General features: G+C 64.2%; 13 protein-coding genes. 5 read left to right on the top strand and 8 right to left on the bottom strand.

The features are described 5' to 3' along the window. On the top strand, positions 1 to 1017 hold a 1017-nt coding region (locus ACTFPK_RS06190), incomplete at its 5' end, for an Fpg/Nei family DNA glycosylase (RefSeq protein WP_439911321.1). On the opposite strand, the gene ACTFPK_RS06195 is transcribed toward ACTFPK_RS06190, so the two are convergent. Beyond that, a complete protein-coding gene (locus ACTFPK_RS06195) occupies positions 971 to 4747 on the bottom strand; it encodes an FtsK/SpoIIIE domain-containing protein (RefSeq protein WP_394532497.1) in 3777 nt (1258 codons plus the stop codon). The genes ACTFPK_RS06190 and ACTFPK_RS06195 overlap by 47 nt on opposite strands. A 308-nt stretch (positions 4748 to 5055) precedes the next feature. Between ACTFPK_RS06195 and ACTFPK_RS06200 the strand changes: the two genes are divergently transcribed. After that, positions 5056 to 6495, top strand: a complete 1440-nt coding sequence (locus ACTFPK_RS06200; RefSeq protein WP_435730990.1) for a hypothetical protein — start codon at positions 5056 to 5058, stop codon at positions 6493 to 6495. Beyond that, a complete protein-coding gene (locus ACTFPK_RS06205) occupies positions 6489 to 7874 on the top strand; it encodes a type VII secretion protein EccB (RefSeq protein ID WP_439911322.1) in 1386 nt (461 codons plus the stop codon). The genes ACTFPK_RS06200 and ACTFPK_RS06205 overlap by 7 nt, the downstream gene beginning before the upstream one ends. Positions 7875 to 7994: 120 nt before the next feature. Here ACTFPK_RS06205 and ACTFPK_RS06210 read toward each other — a convergent pair whose 3' ends face one another. From ACTFPK_RS06210 to ACTFPK_RS06225, 4 genes are all read right to left on the bottom strand, one after another. Further along, positions 7995 to 11213 carry a VaFE repeat-containing surface-anchored protein gene (locus tag ACTFPK_RS06210; protein ID WP_394532493.1) on the bottom strand — a complete coding sequence of 1073 codons (3219 nt, stop codon included), beginning with the start codon at positions 11211 to 11213 and terminating at the stop codon, positions 7995 to 7997. Between the two features lie 158 nt (positions 11214 to 11371). Next, entirely contained in the window at positions 11372 to 11659 is a 288-nt protein-coding gene (locus ACTFPK_RS06215) for a WXG100 family type VII secretion target (protein ID WP_016441838.1), read from the bottom strand. 45 nt (positions 11660 to 11704) lie between these two features. Further along, entirely contained in the window at positions 11705 to 12040 is a 336-nt protein-coding gene (locus ACTFPK_RS06220; RefSeq protein WP_016441839.1) for a WXG100 family type VII secretion target, read from the bottom strand. Between the two features lie 281 nt (positions 12041 to 12321). After that, positions 12322 to 12552 carry a hypothetical protein gene (locus ACTFPK_RS06225; RefSeq protein ID WP_016441840.1) on the bottom strand — a complete coding sequence of 77 codons (231 nt, stop codon included), beginning with the start codon at positions 12550 to 12552 and terminating at the stop codon, positions 12322 to 12324. Between the two features lie 85 nt (positions 12553 to 12637). Here ACTFPK_RS06225 and ybaK point away from each other — a divergent pair, with 85 nt between their 5' ends. After that, positions 12638 to 13147: a Cys-tRNA(Pro) deacylase gene (gene ybaK, locus ACTFPK_RS06230; protein ID WP_284898639.1), complete on the top strand. Its 510-nt coding sequence runs from the start codon at positions 12638 to 12640 to the stop codon at positions 13145 to 13147. Between the two features lie 46 nt (positions 13148 to 13193). Here ybaK and gluQRS read toward each other — a convergent pair whose 3' ends face one another. Continuing rightward, a complete protein-coding gene (gluQRS, locus tag ACTFPK_RS06235; protein WP_284898640.1) occupies positions 13194 to 14117 on the bottom strand; it encodes a tRNA glutamyl-Q(34) synthetase GluQRS in 924 nt (307 codons plus the stop codon). A 3-nt stretch (positions 14118 to 14120) separates the two neighbouring features. After that, complete coding sequence (locus ACTFPK_RS06240; RefSeq protein ID WP_284898641.1) at positions 14121 to 15431, bottom strand: aminopeptidase C; 1311 nt, start codon at positions 15429 to 15431, stop codon at positions 14121 to 14123. 97 nt (positions 15432 to 15528) lie between these two features. On the opposite strand from ACTFPK_RS06240, the gene ACTFPK_RS06245 reads away from it, so the two are divergent. Beyond that, on the top strand, positions 15529 to 16350 hold the full coding sequence (locus tag ACTFPK_RS06245; RefSeq protein WP_284898643.1) for an HNH endonuclease family protein: 822 nt from the start codon (positions 15529 to 15531) through the stop codon (positions 16348 to 16350). A gap of 394 nt (positions 16351 to 16744) precedes the next feature. On the opposite strand, the gene ACTFPK_RS06250 is transcribed toward ACTFPK_RS06245, so the two are convergent. Next, the coding region (locus tag ACTFPK_RS06250; protein ID WP_439911324.1) for a hypothetical protein at positions 16745 to 17000 on the bottom strand (256 nt) is incomplete at its 5' end.

A 17000-nucleotide genomic window follows, 5' to 3' on the forward strand; every position in this document is an offset into this window, starting at 1 on the left:
GTGCCGGAAGGTCACGCTATTCATCGTCACGGACGTATTCTCACGGCGCTTTTTGGCGGGGGCGCCGTGGCCGCCAGTTCCCCGCAGGGGCGTTTCGCTGAAGGTGCGGCCCTGCTGGACGGATTGCGCGCCGGGCAGGCTCATGCCTGGGGCAAGCATCTTTTCTGGCCTTTCCTTTCCACTTCCGAACAAGCCGCGGCGGGTGGTATTCCTGCCGTTGAGCTTGGCGACCCGCAGGCCACCTGGCTCCATATTCATTTGGGCCTTTACGGAAAATGGGCTTTTGCGGGGCCGGGGGTGGCCGGTTTGCACGGCGCCGGGATTCGGGTGAGCCCCACCGAAGATTCGGGGATGCGCAAAACCATTGATGGCGGGCAAGATGGCACCACGCGCCTGGTAGAGGTGCCGACGGGTGGTCGCGATGGTCTACCGGAGGACAATATCCAAGTCCTGGGAGAATTGGCGACGACGCCGACAACTCGCTTGCGCCTCGCCGGGCCGGAGGCGGTTGCCCAGCTCACCGGCCCTGCCCGCTGTGAGATTCTCAGCGGGGAGGAAGTCCTGGGGGTGATTGCGCGGCTCGGCCCCGATCCTATTCGCAATGAGGAGGGCGACCGGCAGCGGTTCGTGGCCGGGGCGCGCCGCCGGAAAATCCCGGCCGGCCAGGTGGTGATGGACCAGGCTGTTGTGGCGGGCCCGGGCAATATTTATCGGGCTGATTGTTTGTGGCGCACCGGGATTTCCCCGCTGCGGCCGGCTAATAAGGTTTCCGAATCCCGGTATCGCGAGCTGTGGGATGACCTGGTGCTGTGCATGGGCCGCGATGTGGATTCCGGGATTATTGTGACGATCCCGCCCGAATTCCAGCCCGACCCGATTCCCGAAGGGGATCCGGAGCTCTCACGTTTCGCGGTGTATCACCGCACCGGCCGCCCGTGCGTGCGCTGCGGCGCAATTATCCGGGAGGAACTCATGGCGGGGCGGCGCCTCTTCTGGTGCCCGGGCTGCCAACGTTAGCCCGCGGGTTTTTCGGTGCAGGCGGGGTCCACGCAATCTGTACGGTATCTACTGCCGAGCCGATCACGAGCTGGGCTCGGCCCGGAATATCACGGCGGGAACTCACACCGCGATAACGAAAATCTCCGGAAAGCAGGAAGACCGCCGGGGAGGTGGCCAGTAGCCGCCGCCACAGCGGGAGATGGCTGAGGTGCGCCGGTTCCGCGGTGACCAAGATAAGGTGCCACCCGAGTTCCGCAGCATCCACGAATACCTCGGCGAGGGGTGCGAGCGGAAAACTTTGCGGATCGAGAAGCTCGGCATCATCCACCATGACAATAATCGGCACGGGTGACGAAACTGGTGGCGATGCGGACTCGATGCGGCCCGCTGTGCCTGGAGTGTGGGGCCGATCCGCCATGCTGTGCGCTTGGGTGCGACGAGCGGCGAGCACCTGGGCGAGGGCTTCCATATCCGCCCGGGCCTGCGCGGCACTGCGGTAACTTCCCGCGATGAGTTCAGGCGGGAGGCACGTGCGCAAGTGGCCATGCGGGTCGATAAGGAAAAGCCGCGGGAGCGGGGATACGTGCGCGAATTGCCGGGCGAGGAGGCGCAGCACCGCGGTTTTTCCCGAACCTGCCTCACCAATAATAAGAGCGTGCCCGGTAGCGGCAAGATCGAGGAGGGCCGGCCCGCGATGCCGGGCGCTCAATCCCAGCTGCAGCGACTGTAGCGAAGGCTTGTGGCGAGAACCTCCCGCGAGTAATTCCTGGTAGGTGAAGTTGGCGGGTAGTTCCCACAATTGGGGTGCGGGCGGCCCGGACCAAGCCGCGCGGATCTCGGCGAGGAGATCGCCCCTGCCGAGGCCGGGTGAGTCCGGGGGCGGCTGGGTGGTGGCGAGCAAAAAATGTTCCCCGGCGGGAGTTATCCCCCGGCCCGGGCAGCCCACCGGCACCGTGGCGGCCCGCCGGTGCGGGGCATGGGAGTCATAGGGATCAGCCAGGCGCAGCTCCAGCCGGGTAGTGAAGAAATCGCGCAGGTGCGCGGGGATCTCGGTGGGGCGAGCTGCCGTGGTAATAATGTGGATGCGGCTGGCCGGACCGCGCTCGATGAGTTCGGTTAAGGCCTCGTCCACCTCAGGGCGTGCCCGTAGCGCCGACCAACCGCGCAGGAAAATAAATATTTCTCCGAAAGGATCAGAGCTGGGCGCTTCCCCGCTGCGCGCGGCTTCGCGAGCGCGAAGTACGTTCCTCAGCTCGACCAATCCGGCGCGCATTCGCTCCGGCTCGGAATGATCTACCCGGAAACATATATGCGGCACATTAATAAGCGCGGTAAGTTCCGACCCCGAAGCATCGCACAGGGCGTAGTGCGCTTCGGCCGGGGTAAATCCCAGCGCGATGGCCCCGGCAATGGTCCGCAGCGCTTCATCACATCCTGCTCCCGGTGCACCGAGCACCAAAAGATGAGAATCCGCGAGATCAATATGGAGCGCTTCGCGGCGTTGGAGCAGCGGAAGATCGCGTTCGCCGAGCGTGAGCCGGAGCGGGGTGGCGCGCTGGCTCGGCGCATATATCCCAAACCGGGCTGAGGTACGCACCGCGATGAGCTCGGTGAGGTGACGCGGGCGAGTCAGCGGCTCCAACCAAATCGGGTGGGCCCGCGGCCCGATCCCCCGCAGGGGTTCGAGTGCCGCGGCGAGTGCGGATGGTCCGTTCTGAACAGCGCCCAGTCCGGGAACGGCATTAATGGGAGGAGTGGCTGGCGGCCCGGAGCTGCGTCGTCGTACCGCGGGAACCTGAGCCGGGCGGGCCGCGAGCGGCGCAGAAACATAAAACCCGGTGAAGCGTTGCGGCGCGCCGCCGCAGGCAAGGAAACCGCAACCGGGCTGGGGCGGGAGGTGGGCGGCATCCGGGGTGCCGATCACCGCGCGGGATTCGTACTCGGAAAAAGTGCGCAGCGCGATCCGGTAGGACAGGTGCGAATCCAGGCCGCGCAACCGGCCTTCGTCCAGGCGCTGGGTGGCGAGCAGCAGGTGGATGCCGAGCGAGCGGCCCAGGCGCCCAATAGCCACGATGGTGTCGATGAGGTCGGGGTGGTCGCTGAGGAGCTCGGCGAATTCGTCAATAATAATAAGGAGTGGCGCAAGAAGCGGGCCGCTGTGGGCACCGCGAGCGCGCGCCGCCTCGTATTCTCCCAGGTGGGAGTGCTGGCCATGCTCAGCAAGCAGGTGTTGGCGGCGATTCATTTCCCCGCGCAGAGTTTCCTCCATGCGCTCGCTCAGGGAGCTATCGCGTTCCAGGTTGGTGACCAGGGCCGCGGTGTGGGGCAGCTCGGCAAAAGGATGGAAACTCGCCCCGCCCTTGTAATCGATGAGGACCAGGTTGAGCTGTTCGGGTGAATGGGTGAGGCAGAGCCCGAGGAGGAGCGTACGCAACAACTCCGACTTCCCGGAGCCGGTTGCGCCCACGAGCAGACCGTGCGGGCCCATCCCACCGGCCGCGGCCTCGTTGAGATCGAGCCACACCGGGGCGCCCTGCGGGTCGAGCCCGAGCGGCACGCGCAGCGGGGAGTCCGTGCGGTGAGTTGGCGAAGGCGGCGTGAGGGATGACAATCCGAGCAGCTTCGCAAAACCCTGCGCGCTAGTGGAATCCTGCGAAGCCGAGCCGCGAGCCCGGTAGAGCCCCCGGGCACAGTAGGCAGCTCCGTCCAGGTCGAGCAGATCGGGAATGCCCCGGCGCACCCCGGCGCTATCGGCGAGGCTGAGATGTGCTGGCTCGGCGCCGGCCGGATAATCCACAAGCACAACGAGACTGCCGGGTTCGGGGAGCGTACCCGGCTCGCGCTGCACCGGCCAATCGCGTGCGAGCGCGCGGGGTTGATCAGGCAGACCAGCTTCTTCCGGATGCGATTTTTCGCGCTCGGATTTTTCCCGGAAATGCAAAGTGAAGTGGGAAGAGGAACCTGGGCAATCAGGCTCCCCGAAAGACCCCTTAATAATAAGGTATATGACCTTTCCGAGCCCCGGCTCCGAGACGGCGTACGGGGGCAGCCAACTGAGCCAACCCGCCTCGGCCGCGGGCACGTGCTCCCCCGGGGTAATAGCGAGATCACCAGGCGTAATGCTCGCCGCGAGCTGGCAGAGGAGGGCCCGCGCCCAGGCCCAGGCCGCATCCCCCTCCACCGTCACGGTGGAATACGAGGGCAGGTCGAGGAGTGCGGGGCCGGGGATCGGGCGCTGCACCTCCGTGGCACAGCGGTCCCGCGCCCTGCGGGCGGCGTCGTCGCGCTCCCCGGGTGGATCCTCCGCAAGCTTGACGGTATACGGCGGTGCGAGCAACGCCTGCCCCACCCGGATCGGTCCCGGTGGCGCTGGCTTGCTGCGGCCCAGGCGCAGTGGGAGCACAGGCGGGGCAGGATAGCGTTGCGTTTCCTCGCGAACACAAGCCTCCAGTATGCGCTCGGCTTCGGCTTCGCACCTGGCCAGGGCGGCGAGGTAATCGCGCCGCGCTCCGTCGCGTTCCCCGGCGGTGCGCCGCAGCCCCAGGCCCACGTTGAGCAGCGCGAGCGCGAGCATGAGGAACCCCAACGTGACCATGAAGAGAAGCAGGTGGGGAGAGCGCCGGGTAGTGGACGTGAGAATCACGAGCATCACCACGGATAGCAGCGCGGGGAGGAACATGACGGCATTCATTTTCTGCCCACTGCCGTGATAACACGCGGGTGGCGCGGGAATACACAGGGCCTCCATGGATTCCTCCTTTCGCGAGCGCGCTCTCCTTCCGGCACACCCTAGCGGGGCTATGGATTCTTGGCGAGGCGCTATCCACAGCTTCGGTACGACGACGCATTTCTCTCGCAACGGGCCAGCTGGGCTTGTGGATAACTCTCTGGCCTGTGGATGAGCTCTGGTCAGATTGCGGCCTTCTTGATACCGTGCCCTCACCCCGCGCACCTGCGGCCGTCCGAGCAGGCTTCCGGGTGCCGAGGGCGAGGGTGCGAGGTGGCGAGAACGCAGGCGAATAACCGGGATCAGTAACAGCGCAGAAAGGAGAGCATATGGCCGGAGAGCTCGAAGAAATACGCGGCGCGCGACCGGTGGATACCGCGATTCCCGTCTGCGCGCATTGCGCGGGCCGGCGCGGCGAATTCGAGCTGGCCAGTTCGCTCTCATTAACCGCGCTCATTCCCGAGGTGCTGCGCCTCCTCGCCCCGGATTTCGCGGCTCCCAGCTGGACGGTTCGTACCGCCACCGGGAGACGCCTGGATCCGAGCCTGCCGGCGGCCGACCAGCTCTCCCCCGGAATCTGCCTTTTTATTGACGGACCCGCGCCGCCCACGCCCCCGCGCAGCGACCCGGTTCTCAGCTGTATCCGCCATTCCACCCTGACCGAGCGCGGCGAACTTGCTCCGGCTACGATCCGTATCTGCGCTACCGGAACAGCTGCGGTAGCAGGACTGGGCCTGGCCGGATATAGCGCCCTGGCTCCGCTTCCCCACGCGCTCGCACTTCCCGTCCTAGCCAGCCTTGCGCTCGTTTTTCTCGGTCTTGCCCGCATGAATTGGGCGCATGCTCGCCGGCGAGAAGGCCCGAGCGCGAGCGCACGGGCACAGCTGGTGGTGGTAGCACCGCTCGCAGCCAGTGGCTGGGCGGGAGCCGCCTGTGGGTGGCGTGCCGCCCCGCTGGTAGTACCAGAGGCGGGAACTGGCGTGGGACTACGCGGGATAGCAGCTGGAATTGTTCTTCTCCTCATCGCGCTGCTCGCCCGGGTGGTAGTCCCCGTGCCGGGTAGCCGCAGTATGCTGCTGCCCTGGGCACTTGCTTTGCTGGGTTGGGGTGGCAGCGCCCTGCTCGACGCCCGGCTTGCCGAACCGGCCGCCCTCGTGATCGTGGTGGCCCTGGTCTGCACGGCCCGCCTGATTGCGCCGCTTGTCTTGCGGTTGAGCGCGCCCCCGCCGGAAATACCCGCCACCGGTATAGCGGAATCACCCGCGGAGCACAGTACGGAAAACTGGGCCCGCATCCTCGCCCTGCGCGCCCTGGGCTGCGAAGCCGGCGCCGTCTTCGTGATCGCCGCGCTGCTACCGCTGGCCTACCGCCCGGATATTCTCAGCGCGGCCATATGTTGCACGGGAGTAACTGTGCTCGGGCTGCGTGCCATAACTATGCGCGCCGACGCCGCGTTTGTACTTCGGCTTGCTTTCTTCCTTTTTCTTTTTATGGAGCTCTGCGTGTTGGCCATGCGGAATCCGGCAACGTACGCAGCACCGGGTCTTCTTGCGAGCCTGGTAGCTCCAGCGCTGGTGAGTATTCCCGCTCTTTTCCTCGAGTATGGGAGCCACCGGGAAGCCTCGGAGACCCTGGAAGCTACCGAGGATCGGGGCCGCGGCGAGCGTTCCGAGGCTCAGCTTCTTCTCACCCGGCGAGTGGAGATCGCTGAGCAGGCTCTCACCGCGCTGCTCGGAGTCGGGATAGTTATTGCGGTCAGCCCATGGTAAACGCGCGCACTATTGTGAGCTCCCGCCGTTTCCGGCGCCGCGGCATCGCGGGCGCGTTATGGTGGGGGCTGCCGGCTCATGAGGAAGCTCCCCGCCCCGGATTAGCTGGCCTAGCCGGAGCTCTTGGGCTTGCCCTCGTAACCGCGGCTGGTACCGGTGCAGCGCGGGTGCTCTCCCCGCAGCTTCCTGACGGTTGGGAAGATGGCGCGATTGTGATCGCCACGGATAGCGGGGCACGTTATCTCAGTTCCGGTGGAATTCTCCATCCCCTCACCACCCTGGCTGCCGCTTACCTTTTGTACCCCGAAGGGCTGGAAACCCATGCGCTCCCAGCTTCCCGGCTCGCAGATGTACCGCGCGGGGTGCCCGTGGGAATTCCGGGCGCCCCCGATTCTTTACCGAGCGCAGCCGAGCTGCGTGACCCGTGGCTGGTGGCTTGCCCCGCAACTGTTACAGCTTCACGGGAGGACGACAAAGAAAATATGCAGGGCACGGCCACGCCGTTATCCCTGGCGGCCTCAGCTCCGCTCCCGGAATATCGGGGCGCGGTGCTGGTACGAACACCGGGAAGTTTGTGGCTCATTGCTACTGGCCAGCGCTACCGGGTGTACATTCCAGAAGCGGCTTTCCGTAGTGAATTTCCGGGCTTACCTGTGTTTGAGGCGCCGCCTGCGTGGGTGGAACTCTGGGCGGAAGGGCCGCCTCTCACGCCGCTCCAGGTACCCGCCGTTGGTGAGCCGGCCGGGTATCTTCCCGGTATCGGGGAGGCGCGGGTCGGTGACCTGGTTGCTTTTGCTGACAGTGCCGGCACCCGCACCTGGTTCCAGATCAGTTCGGGCGGCGTGCTCGAACCGCTCTCCCCCACCGCGTTCCACCTGTATCGACTCTCCGAGCAAAGTGCCCGGGCGCGAGTGTATGCCCTCGATCCGGCAGCTCGTGCCCATCTCAACTTCCGCGAAACCGGCCCCGGAGCCGGCTGGCCCGCTGATCTCACCGCGCTCACCGACCCGGCTGCCGGCGCGGCTACCGAAACCGCGGATCCCGGCTCCGCCCGGGTATGCGCGGCTTTCCACGCGGGACACTCGTTCTTGGTGCACGTACCTGAATCCCCGCTATCGCACGCTGGTGCTGCGCTCGTGGCCAGCACGGATGCGGGGAGTGCCACCCTGCTACAGGGAAGCACCCCGGTAGCCATCACCGATCTTGACCGGCTGCGCCGAGCCGCGAACTGGGAAAACATCACTCCGCTTGAGCTCCCGCCCGCCTGGCGCATCCTCCTTCCCAATCCGGCCACTCTTCTCTCCGTGGATGCGCTCTGCACCGATCCACAGGGCACTACCCGAACCGATATTGCTGCCTGCACCCGACATCGCCCATGACCCGCCGCATGCTCATTATTCGCGCATGCACAAGCCCGGGCCGGGGAGAAGATTCTTCCTCCCCGGCCCGGACTGTGAGTGACATACGTTGGGAATAGTTGGTAGCTGGTTACCCCGCCTTTAGCGGGTAGCGCTGGAGCGGGAATTGGCCCGGTAGCGCAAGGTCAAGCCTCCGGCGAGCGCGGTGAGCCCAGCCAGGAGCCAGCCCGCGAGCGCGGCACCGGTGCGTTGCAGCTCCGGAGGCGCGGGGGGCGTGGCCGGCGGAGTGGTGGGCGGGGTGGCCGGTGGCGTAGCGGGCGGTGTCGTCGGAGGTACCGGCGGTTCTTCGAAACGAACCGTTTGTTCACTATCGAGCGGATCGGTGTGCTCGGAAATGAGCCGGTCGCCCAGGTACACCCATTCGAATAGAACCACCTCGCGGCCAGCTAAGCCGCTCGCATCAAAGCCGAGCTTAATGCGGGCGCATTCGCTAGGCGAACCGGGAATGAAATCGCTGACTGTGCGTACCGGGGCACCGTCCTTCCCGAGCACCGGCGTGCCATCGGGGAACATGGCAGCCGTTTCAATCCGGTAGGCCTCCCCGGGGATAAGCGCTCCGCTGAGTTCACATACCTCATCGATAATCACCGCATCCGCGGTGGCGCTCAGAGTCTGATCGCCGCCGGCATGATCAGCAGCACTCGCAGCGCCATCCCGGGCACGGGTGGCCAAGCGTGTGAAGGTCACCGTCTGGTTGGTATCGTTCAGGTCAGCATGGATCGCAATATCCCGGCCGTCCTGGCGCAGAGTTTCCGTGGCCACCACCTTGGTGCCGGCCAGAGTTGCGGCGTCGACCTCAAAAACCACCTCCACGCTACCGTTGGGGTGCTCGGGCACGAAACGGCTGGTGCCGGTGAGCGCGCTCCCGCTGGCATCGCGCAGCGGCTGACCGCTGGTCGGATCCAGGAGTGCCCCGTGGACCTCGTATTCCTTTCCGGGAATCAGGTGCTGGTAGGACACGGTATCCACCAGGGTGACGGTACCGGTATTGGGCGCAATATGGGTGTCTTCATGGTGCATGGTGGTGTGAAGGGACGGTTCGCGGGTCACCGTGAACTGCTCGGTCACATCGGTCACGCTGGTGGCCAGCGGAGCCGCCCGATCATCCCCCGCGAAATCGGAAACCACCACGTAAGTACCCGGCAGGTTCTCCCCGGCCGCATCCTGCTCCATGATCCAGGACGGATCGCCCACACTCGGGTAGAAACCGTTGCGGGCGGGAAGTACCACCGGTTGCCCAATCTGGCGGGCGGCCGCGCGGTTCTCATCGGTTACGGCCTGGCCTTCCGGGAAGAAGAGCAGGGTGTGGGTTAACGTCTGAGTATCAGCCCCAAATCCGACTCCGCCGGTGAAATCGGGATGGTTGGCGGGCAGGCCGCTCACCCAGACGTCATCAACCAGGTAAGTTCCGGACTTCGTTTGGCGAATCGAGAGAGCCGAATCAATCTTCCCGGGATAGCGCACCGATGTTGTTTCATCGGCCAGCCCGAAAGTATCCGACCAGCCGCTCTCAATCCAGGGTGCGAACTCGGCTGGTTGGTCCTCCTCGAGGACTTCCCACACCCAGGTGTACATTCCAGGCTTGCTCACTGGTTCGCTCAATTCTGCGCGGATCGGGCCCGGGCCTTCGGCCACCACTGTCACGGAGCCAATTTTTTCTGAGCTAGCCGGGACCACACCCGGCTCGGGAATGGCCGTGGGAGACACATACCACGCGGTGGCCCGGTACGTAACCGGAATAAAGGGACCGTCTTCAAAAGAACCATTGGTTCCCGGGCGGCGGCTCCACTCCCCATCTCGGAAATTCTCATCCGCGCGGGCCACGAAAGTATCGCTGAGGACCGTGCCGGTATCTACCACTTTCGCATCGGCCACGTGGGATATCCCGAGAGGCCGGAAGGGGAATTCTTCCCGGGAGGTTTCTTCCGGAAGGGCGTAACTATCAGCCCAGTCCGCGTGAATATAGCGGGAGTTCTCCCCCTGCTCGTTTTTACGCACCTCCCACACCCAGGTGACGAAACCGCGTTTGGGGGTGGAAAGTTCCGCGGTGAGCGTCTCCCCCGGGCCCTTAGCTTGGACCGTGACCGATCCCAGAACCTCGGCTCCTTCAGGGACGGTATCGCTGCGTTGCGGGGAGGTGCGCCCTGCCCAATAGGCGGTGGCCCGGTAGGTGACGGGCACATTTTTCCCCTTCACCTGGGTCCATTTTCCGTCCCCGTAATCCTCCTTGACGGCGGTGGTGAGAGTATCGCGAATAACGCCATCGGTATTAATAGGGCGGGTGCTTACCTTCGAGGTTCCCAGCGGCTGGAAATCATAAATAACTTCCCAGGTGCGCCCCGGAACATTGCGGGTGAGGGGATCGCTGACCGGGCGGTGGCCGTAGGTGATGGTGTCTTGAACGGTGCCATCGGCCCCGAAAATAGTCAGGGTGGTGCGAACCGGGGTATCGAAAACAGCCGTATAGCTCACCTGGCCATTCCCGGTGGCCGACCACGCCAGCTCCAGCGGCTTGCTATCGGTCACCCCGCTCCAGGTTGCGCTACCGCTCGCGTCAAAAACTGCCGGGCCGCTGAGGGTAATAGCCACGGGGATCCCGGGCAGCCACGCCTCGGAATTATCCGGGTGCACGCCGATGCCGCGGATCGCACCGCTGCGCTCCCCTTCGCCTTCCACGATTCCGCTCACGTAGCCGACGGCGGCGCTGGCGCGCGCTTCCCGCACGTAGCTTTGGGCCCGCTCCTCAATATCGGGACGCTGGGTACGCACCGCCTGCACCAGCTCGTTCACGGTCTCTTGAGCGCGCCCCGGACGCCCCGGGTATTCCTTTTCGAAATTAACGTGGATGAGGTAGCTCAGCGCAGCTAGGTTGAGGTCGTCCGTGGTATTTCCTTCATAGCGGTTGAGCAGCCAGGCCATTTGCGCGGTGCTCAGCTGCAACTCTCCCGGGCCGAGCGCTCGGGATTCGGTAAGGGTCGTAATATCGATCATCTCCCCGGGACCGGGATCAGCATATTTCGCTTGGATACACCAAATGGGATAACCCTCCACCGCCACCCCGTTAATTGATTGTGTTTCCGCGTAATGCGGCCCGAGGCGAAGATGGCCAACAATATTCACCCCTTTAATTTCGATGCCGCGGCCAACAGAATGATCCCAATCGGCACGCGCTCCGGCACCGCCGAAAAGACCGGCGCCCGCCAAAGCGAACACCATGAGAAAAGCAAGACATACCCGAATCACATATGGGGTCGGTTTCGGGCCCGTGGTTATTGCCATGGTGGATACGAGTCCTTTCACAATATTATTTTTATGCATGCTGAAAGAGAGTCATGCGAATCTGCATACACGGCGAATGTGCATGCGTAACGAACGTGGAGCATGCGGAAAACGCGGGCAGAAAATTACCACCGGCGCACAGCCGCTAGCCGTAGCTAACCGCAACTAACCGCCGCCCCCTATCCGAAGAGGCGCGCCACCGCCCGGTCAGCTGCGCGATAGTTCTGCGAGGCGCATTCCACCTGCTGGCCGATACGCGCGTAAATGTCATTCAGGGAGCGGGCCGCGGCATGCCACCGCATTTGTGCGGCTTCGTAAGCTGCCTGAGATTGCCCGTCCCAATCCGCCATCGCGGCGCGGATACGGGCATCTAGCTGCGCGAGTACCGCCTCGATGCGGGAAGCGTGGGCAGCCATATCAGCTGCCCCCGCGGAAAGTTCCCCAAAATGTGCACGAAGTTCGCTCATGACAATCCTTTCCATAAGTGCGTGGGAACACCGGCGCGGGCGCTGTTACGCCGCCGGCAGATCCCCAACTAGTGCGGCCATACGGGAAAAATCCGCGCGGGTGGCCGTGTCTGTTTCGGTAACGGTGGCATCCGCGCGGCCTAGGCGCACTGCGTAATCAGCCAGGAGCGCGAGCAACTTTTCACTTGCCGCGCGGTATTCTTCCAGCGCGGCGGCGAAGGCCACCGGAGCAGCACCGCGCCAACCGGCATGCCAGCCAGCGATGCGATCCATGGTGGAATGGAGGTGGGCGCGCAGATCCTCCTGGGCCTGGGTGACGAGCGCGCGAACGGTGAGAATGGAATCATTACTGACCCGCAATTGTGCGGTGGATACAGCCATACATCCCCCTGAAATACGTAGGTGGTGGCGCGCGGGTGGTGAGAGTTCCGCGCTTCGGACGCCGGCCGGTGAGGACCGGTGTTCCCATAGTGGCTGATAAAAGTGGTGCTTGTCGAGAGAGAAAAAATGTTATCCACAGGCATCTGCCCGGCCGGCGTGTCCCCCACAGGCAGACCGGCTTTAACCGACCTAGGGCGCCCGTGCCCGGCGGCGCCGTCGTACCTCACTACCCTGTTTCAGGACGACGACGCCGCGCCGCTTCCGCGGCGCCCTATCCGGCGTTACAGGAAATAGGCCACGAGAGCGACCATTGAAATAACAAAAGCGATGCCGATAATGGTGGCACGCTGCCAGAAGAGCCGGCGGCGTGGGTAGTAGCTCTGGCCCGGCTGGTAGCCGCCGAAATCATATCCGCCGCTCAGTTCTTCTTCGGATTCGATAGTGGGATCTTCCCCGGTGGCACTGCCGCGCTGCTGGTCATCATGCCGGCGGCCGAATTGGCGTTTCCTCACGGTTTCCTCCGTCTCCGGGTGGCTGGCTCCCGGTAGGAATATGGTAGTGCATCCATATGAACATGAGGGCTACTATCCTGGACGTATGTCGTCAAAGAAAAACAAGCCGGCCGGAACCCCGGCCCTCCTCGCCCTGGAGAAAACCGGCGTGGAGTTCACGATTCTTGAGTACGAACAAAGTTTGCATCACGAACACGGATTCGCCCTCGATTCCGCCGCGGAGCTGGGGATGGATCCCCGCGTTATTTTCAAAACCCTGCTGGCGCGCGTGGATGGCAAGTCGGTGTGCGCGGTGGTGCCAGCTGCCGCCATGCTCAATCTCAAGTCCCTGGCGAAGGCGGCCGGCGGTAAAAAGGCCGCGATGATGGATCCGCACGATGCCGAGAAACTCACCGGCTACGTGACCGGGGGTATTTCGCCGCTGGGTCAAAAACACCGCAGCCCGATTTTTATTGATTCTTCCGCACGCGAGCTCGAAACGATGGTGGTCTCGGGTGGGAAACGCGGGCTCTCGGTGCGCCTAGCACCGGCTGATTTAGCGGCCGCGGCCCGCGCGGAATTCGCGCCGGTGGCTGATTTTAGCCGGCACACCTAGGCCGGCCCGGCGGCTCGGTACCGCCCGCGCTCTTATACCGGCCCGCTTATTCAGCCGGCCCCGATTCCAGCGCCGCTACGTCCACGTACCACGGCCCGCAGCGGCGCAATGCCCGCATATCCAACTGCTCGGCGAAATCCGCGGCTGTGCGCACCTCCAACCCCAGCGAACGCCCGATGAGCGCCAGCACATCGGCCGGACTCCAGCCGTATTCAGCGAGCGCCCGCATCGTCACGGCCCCGTCGCGTTTGGCCAGCCGCGTGCCCTCCCGGTTGAGAACCATGGGCACATGCCAGTACTCCGGAGTGGGGGCCCCGAGCAAGCGCTGCAAATACACCTGCCGGGGCGTGGACGGCGCCAAATCCGCACCGCGCGTCACCTGGGTAATACGCTCGAGCGCATCATCCACCACGGAGGCAAAATTGTAGGCGTAACGACCATCGCCGCGCCGAATCACAAAATCGTCGACGACGCCGCTCACTTCCCCGCACACCTCATCGTGGATGGTCAATTCTTTCACCTCGGTGCGCAGCCGCAAGGCCGGCTGGCGGCCCACCGCCGCGAGTTTGGCGCGGCCGGCCCGCCGGCCGGCCGCACTCAAATCCCGGCAGGTCCCCGGGTATATCCCGGGCGCCCCGTGGGGCGCCCGGGCGGCGTCGGCTAAATCACGCCGGGTGCAATAACACTCGTAGAGCAGTCCGCGTTCCCACAGGGACGCGAAGGCGGCGTCGTACCCCGCGATGCGGTGGGATTGGACCTGGACCGGGCCGTCCCAGGTGAGCCCCAAGGCCCGCAGGTCCGCGAGCTGGCGCTCTTGGAACTGCGGGCGGGACCGTTCGTCCATATCTTCCACGCGCATGAGGAAGCCGCGCCCGCTGCGCCGGGCTAAAGCCCAGGCGAGGAGCGCGGTGCGGAGATTCCCGAGGTGTAGGTTCCCGCTCGGCGAGGGTGCGTACCGGCCGTACTCCACGGTTTAGGCCAGCGAACCCATCGGATCCCAGGCGGGCAGCACTTCCGGTTCGGTGTCCAGAGCGGCCAGCAGCTCGGCGGAGAGGCGATCCTTGGTGACCGCAACTTCGAAAACGTGCTGGTCGAACCAGGAATCGTTCATGGTCCAGAAGCCCTTATCGGCGTGCTCATCGCCCCAGGAGTTTTCAATGCGCCAGCGGCGCGGGCTGCCGTCTTCACGCAGGTCAACGCCGGTGAATACCATGGCGTGCGTCATCATCGCTTCGCCGTAGTAGAGCTCATCAGCCTTGGACATGGCCAGGTCAATCCCGTAGGTACCTTCGTAATCGTAAAGCTGGCCGTCCCAAATACCGCGTTCGCGATCCGACTGCTTGCCGGTATCGCACCCCATCCACACGGGCTGACCATCCTTCAGGGTGGCGATGGTCGCTTCGCGGATAACCTCGATGGGCACATTCAGGTAGGTGACCGGCTTGGCGCCCACCACATTGCCGAGGCGATCCACGGTGTAGAGCTTGCCGTACTCATTACGCGGATCATTGACGATACACACGTACTGATCCAGATCCGGCAGGTACTTCTGCGCGAATTCCACCGGGGTCATCTTCCCTTCGCGGTGGAAGTTCCCCTCCTCGTCTTCGTACTGCCATACAAAGCTTTCCGGCGGGGTGCCCAGGTGGATAGCCAGCACCCGGTAGACCTGCTCCATGAACTTTTCGCGTACGGCTTCACGCTGACCGGCTTCCGCCTCGCGAATATCGTGGGCGGCGCGGCGCAGCAGCATTTCCAGGGTGCGGTTCATGAGCTGAGTATTGGAGGAAGATTCCGTTTCCGGCATCGCGAACTTCGGGCAGGCCCCGTACTTGTCCACCAGGGCCACGAACATATTCCACTGCCCGCCGTCCCCGATGGGATCGGAAAGCAGGTAGTGCACGGTGCGGTCATCAACCGGGCGGTCCGCCAGCTCAATCATGGAGGTGAGGAAATAATTGGCCTTTTCCAGCTTGTCGTAGAAATGCTGGAAGGACTGGGAGAACTCGAAGTTCTTCAGGCCGGTGGCGCGATTGACGAGCATCTTCAGCGAGCTAAGCCCGGAGAAAAGCCAGCAGCGCCCGGATTTCTTCTGGTTATTCACCTTCCAGGTGTCCACCTTCACCGACATGGACGGATCAATCGCGTTAATAACATCGCGATCCTGGGCGACCTTCGTAATCGAGGTCTGGGTGACGGCGTTCTGGACGATGCGGGCGGTGCGATCCGCCGCGAAATCCGCCGCAAACTTCTTCACCATATCGGTCTCAAGTGCCTGGGCCATTCATAACTCCTTCATTGTCGTAACTGTGCCAAGGTCCCTCACTATGCTACCTTGCAGGCGCAGGCCCGCCACGGGCATGTGTCCCGAAAGGTTATGTATGCGTTTTTCGATTGGTCGTCCCGGCGCTTCTCATCGTTCCGGTGCTTCTGGGAACCGCGGCCGCGCCTCCGGTGCTTCCGAGCGCGCCTCCGGCGCAGCTGCTCCTTCGCCGCACCGGCGCATGTGGAACGTGATCGCCGCGCTGCTGGTGGTCCTCGCGGTGGCGCTGATCCAGTTGTGGCGTGCTGATTCGGATTCCGCGCCGCAGTCGGGCGGGACCGGCAGCGCGAGCCGCGGCAAACTCACCGCTTCCGAGGCGCTTTCTGCCCTGAGCGAGCTCCCCGGGGGCCGCCCTGATTCCGGGCGTGGTTATTCGCGCGCCGAGTTCGGCCTGGGAGATGGCTGGCCCGATACCGATGGGGACGGATGCACGGTGCGTAACGAGGTGCTGCGCCGCGATCTCGCGGGAGTCACCTTCTGGGTGGGGAAGTCTACGCCGCCAGGCTGCGTCGTCGCCACTGGAACCCTCCGCGACCCGTATAGCGGAACGGAGATTTCCTTTGACCGTGCCCACGCGCCCGAAGCGGTGACTATTGATCACGTTGTCGCGCTTTACGATGCGTGGCGGGCCGGGGCGCAGGACTGGGACGCGGATACGCGCGCGCAATTCGCCACCGACCCGCTCAATTTGCTCGCGGTTTCCGGGACGGCGAATAAGGAGAAGGGGCACGCCACCGCCGCGCAGTGGTTGCCGGATAACCCGGCTTTTGTGTGCGAATACGCCGCGCGGCAGGTGGCGGTCAAGCGTGCCTACGGGCTTCGGGTCGACGACGACGAACGTCACGCCCTGCACGAGGTGCTATCCGATTGCGTCCGGTAAGCCGAGGGTGCGGGTGGGTCTAGCTCTGGCTTACTCTGGCAGCGCCTGCTCGAGCCGGGCACAAAACGTGCGTTTTGGACCGTTAATCTCGTGAAATGTACGTCCCTGACATAAATCCGGGCTAAATATGTCACTGGCGTACATTTTGCGGGCGGGCCACAGTCGGGAGGTGGCCACCGGTGGGGTGAGGCTACCGGCATGCCGGCGCTGAGGACGCGTTTGCCCGTTGTAGTGGTACTGGAGAACATCGGGCCTGACAGAGTGGTACTACACGACAGAAAATCGGGGGTTGGTTGTAGCTCCAGTACCACTTTGCGATCCGGCCCGATGAGAGACGGGTGGGTGCTGGAACTCGCGGTCCCGGCACCCACCTGTGTTGGTAGAAATATGGATGTTAGCGGCGCACCGTTGGGGTGTCAGTACCGTTGCCGTCCCAGTCCCCGATGAAGAGATCATCGCTTACCCGCCCATACGGGAGGGCGTAATCAGCGTTTCCGCTCACCAGGGAGTTATTGACGTGGATGGTATTGCCACGGCGAATCGAGAGGGTATCCCGGCCATCGCCGTCGAAATCTCCCGCGAGGGTGGCATCGCCGGCCCGGCCGTAGGAGAAGGAGGTATCTGCTGCGCCGCTGACCAGGGAATTCTTC

This window comes from Actinotignum sp. UMB0459, assembly GCF_051905915.1.
GTDB classification, from domain to species: Bacteria; Actinomycetota; Actinomycetes; order Actinomycetales; family Actinomycetaceae; genus Actinotignum; species Actinotignum sanguinis.

Coding starts and splice junctions, on each gene's coding strand:
- ACTFPK_RS06195 (WP_394532497.1), bottom strand. CDS start 4,747: ATGGAGGCCCTGTGTATTCCCGCGCCACCCGCGTGTTATCACGGCAGT.
- ACTFPK_RS06200 (WP_435730990.1), top strand. CDS start 5,056: ATGGCCGGAGAGCTCGAAGAAATACGCGGCGCGCGACCGGTGGATACC.
- ACTFPK_RS06205 (WP_439911322.1), top strand. CDS start 6,489: ATGGTAAACGCGCGCACTATTGTGAGCTCCCGCCGTTTCCGGCGCCGC.
- ACTFPK_RS06215 (WP_016441838.1), bottom strand. CDS start 11,659: ATGAGCGAACTTCGTGCACATTTTGGGGAACTTTCCGCGGGGGCAGCT.
- ACTFPK_RS06220 (WP_016441839.1), bottom strand. CDS start 12,040: ATGGCTGTATCCACCGCACAATTGCGGGTCAGTAATGATTCCATTCTC.
- ybaK (WP_284898639.1), top strand. CDS start 12,638: ATGTCGTCAAAGAAAAACAAGCCGGCCGGAACCCCGGCCCTCCTCGCC.
- ACTFPK_RS06240 (WP_284898641.1), bottom strand. CDS start 15,431: ATGGCCCAGGCACTTGAGACCGATATGGTGAAGAAGTTTGCGGCGGAT.
- ACTFPK_RS06245 (WP_284898643.1), top strand. CDS start 15,529: ATGCGTTTTTCGATTGGTCGTCCCGGCGCTTCTCATCGTTCCGGTGCT.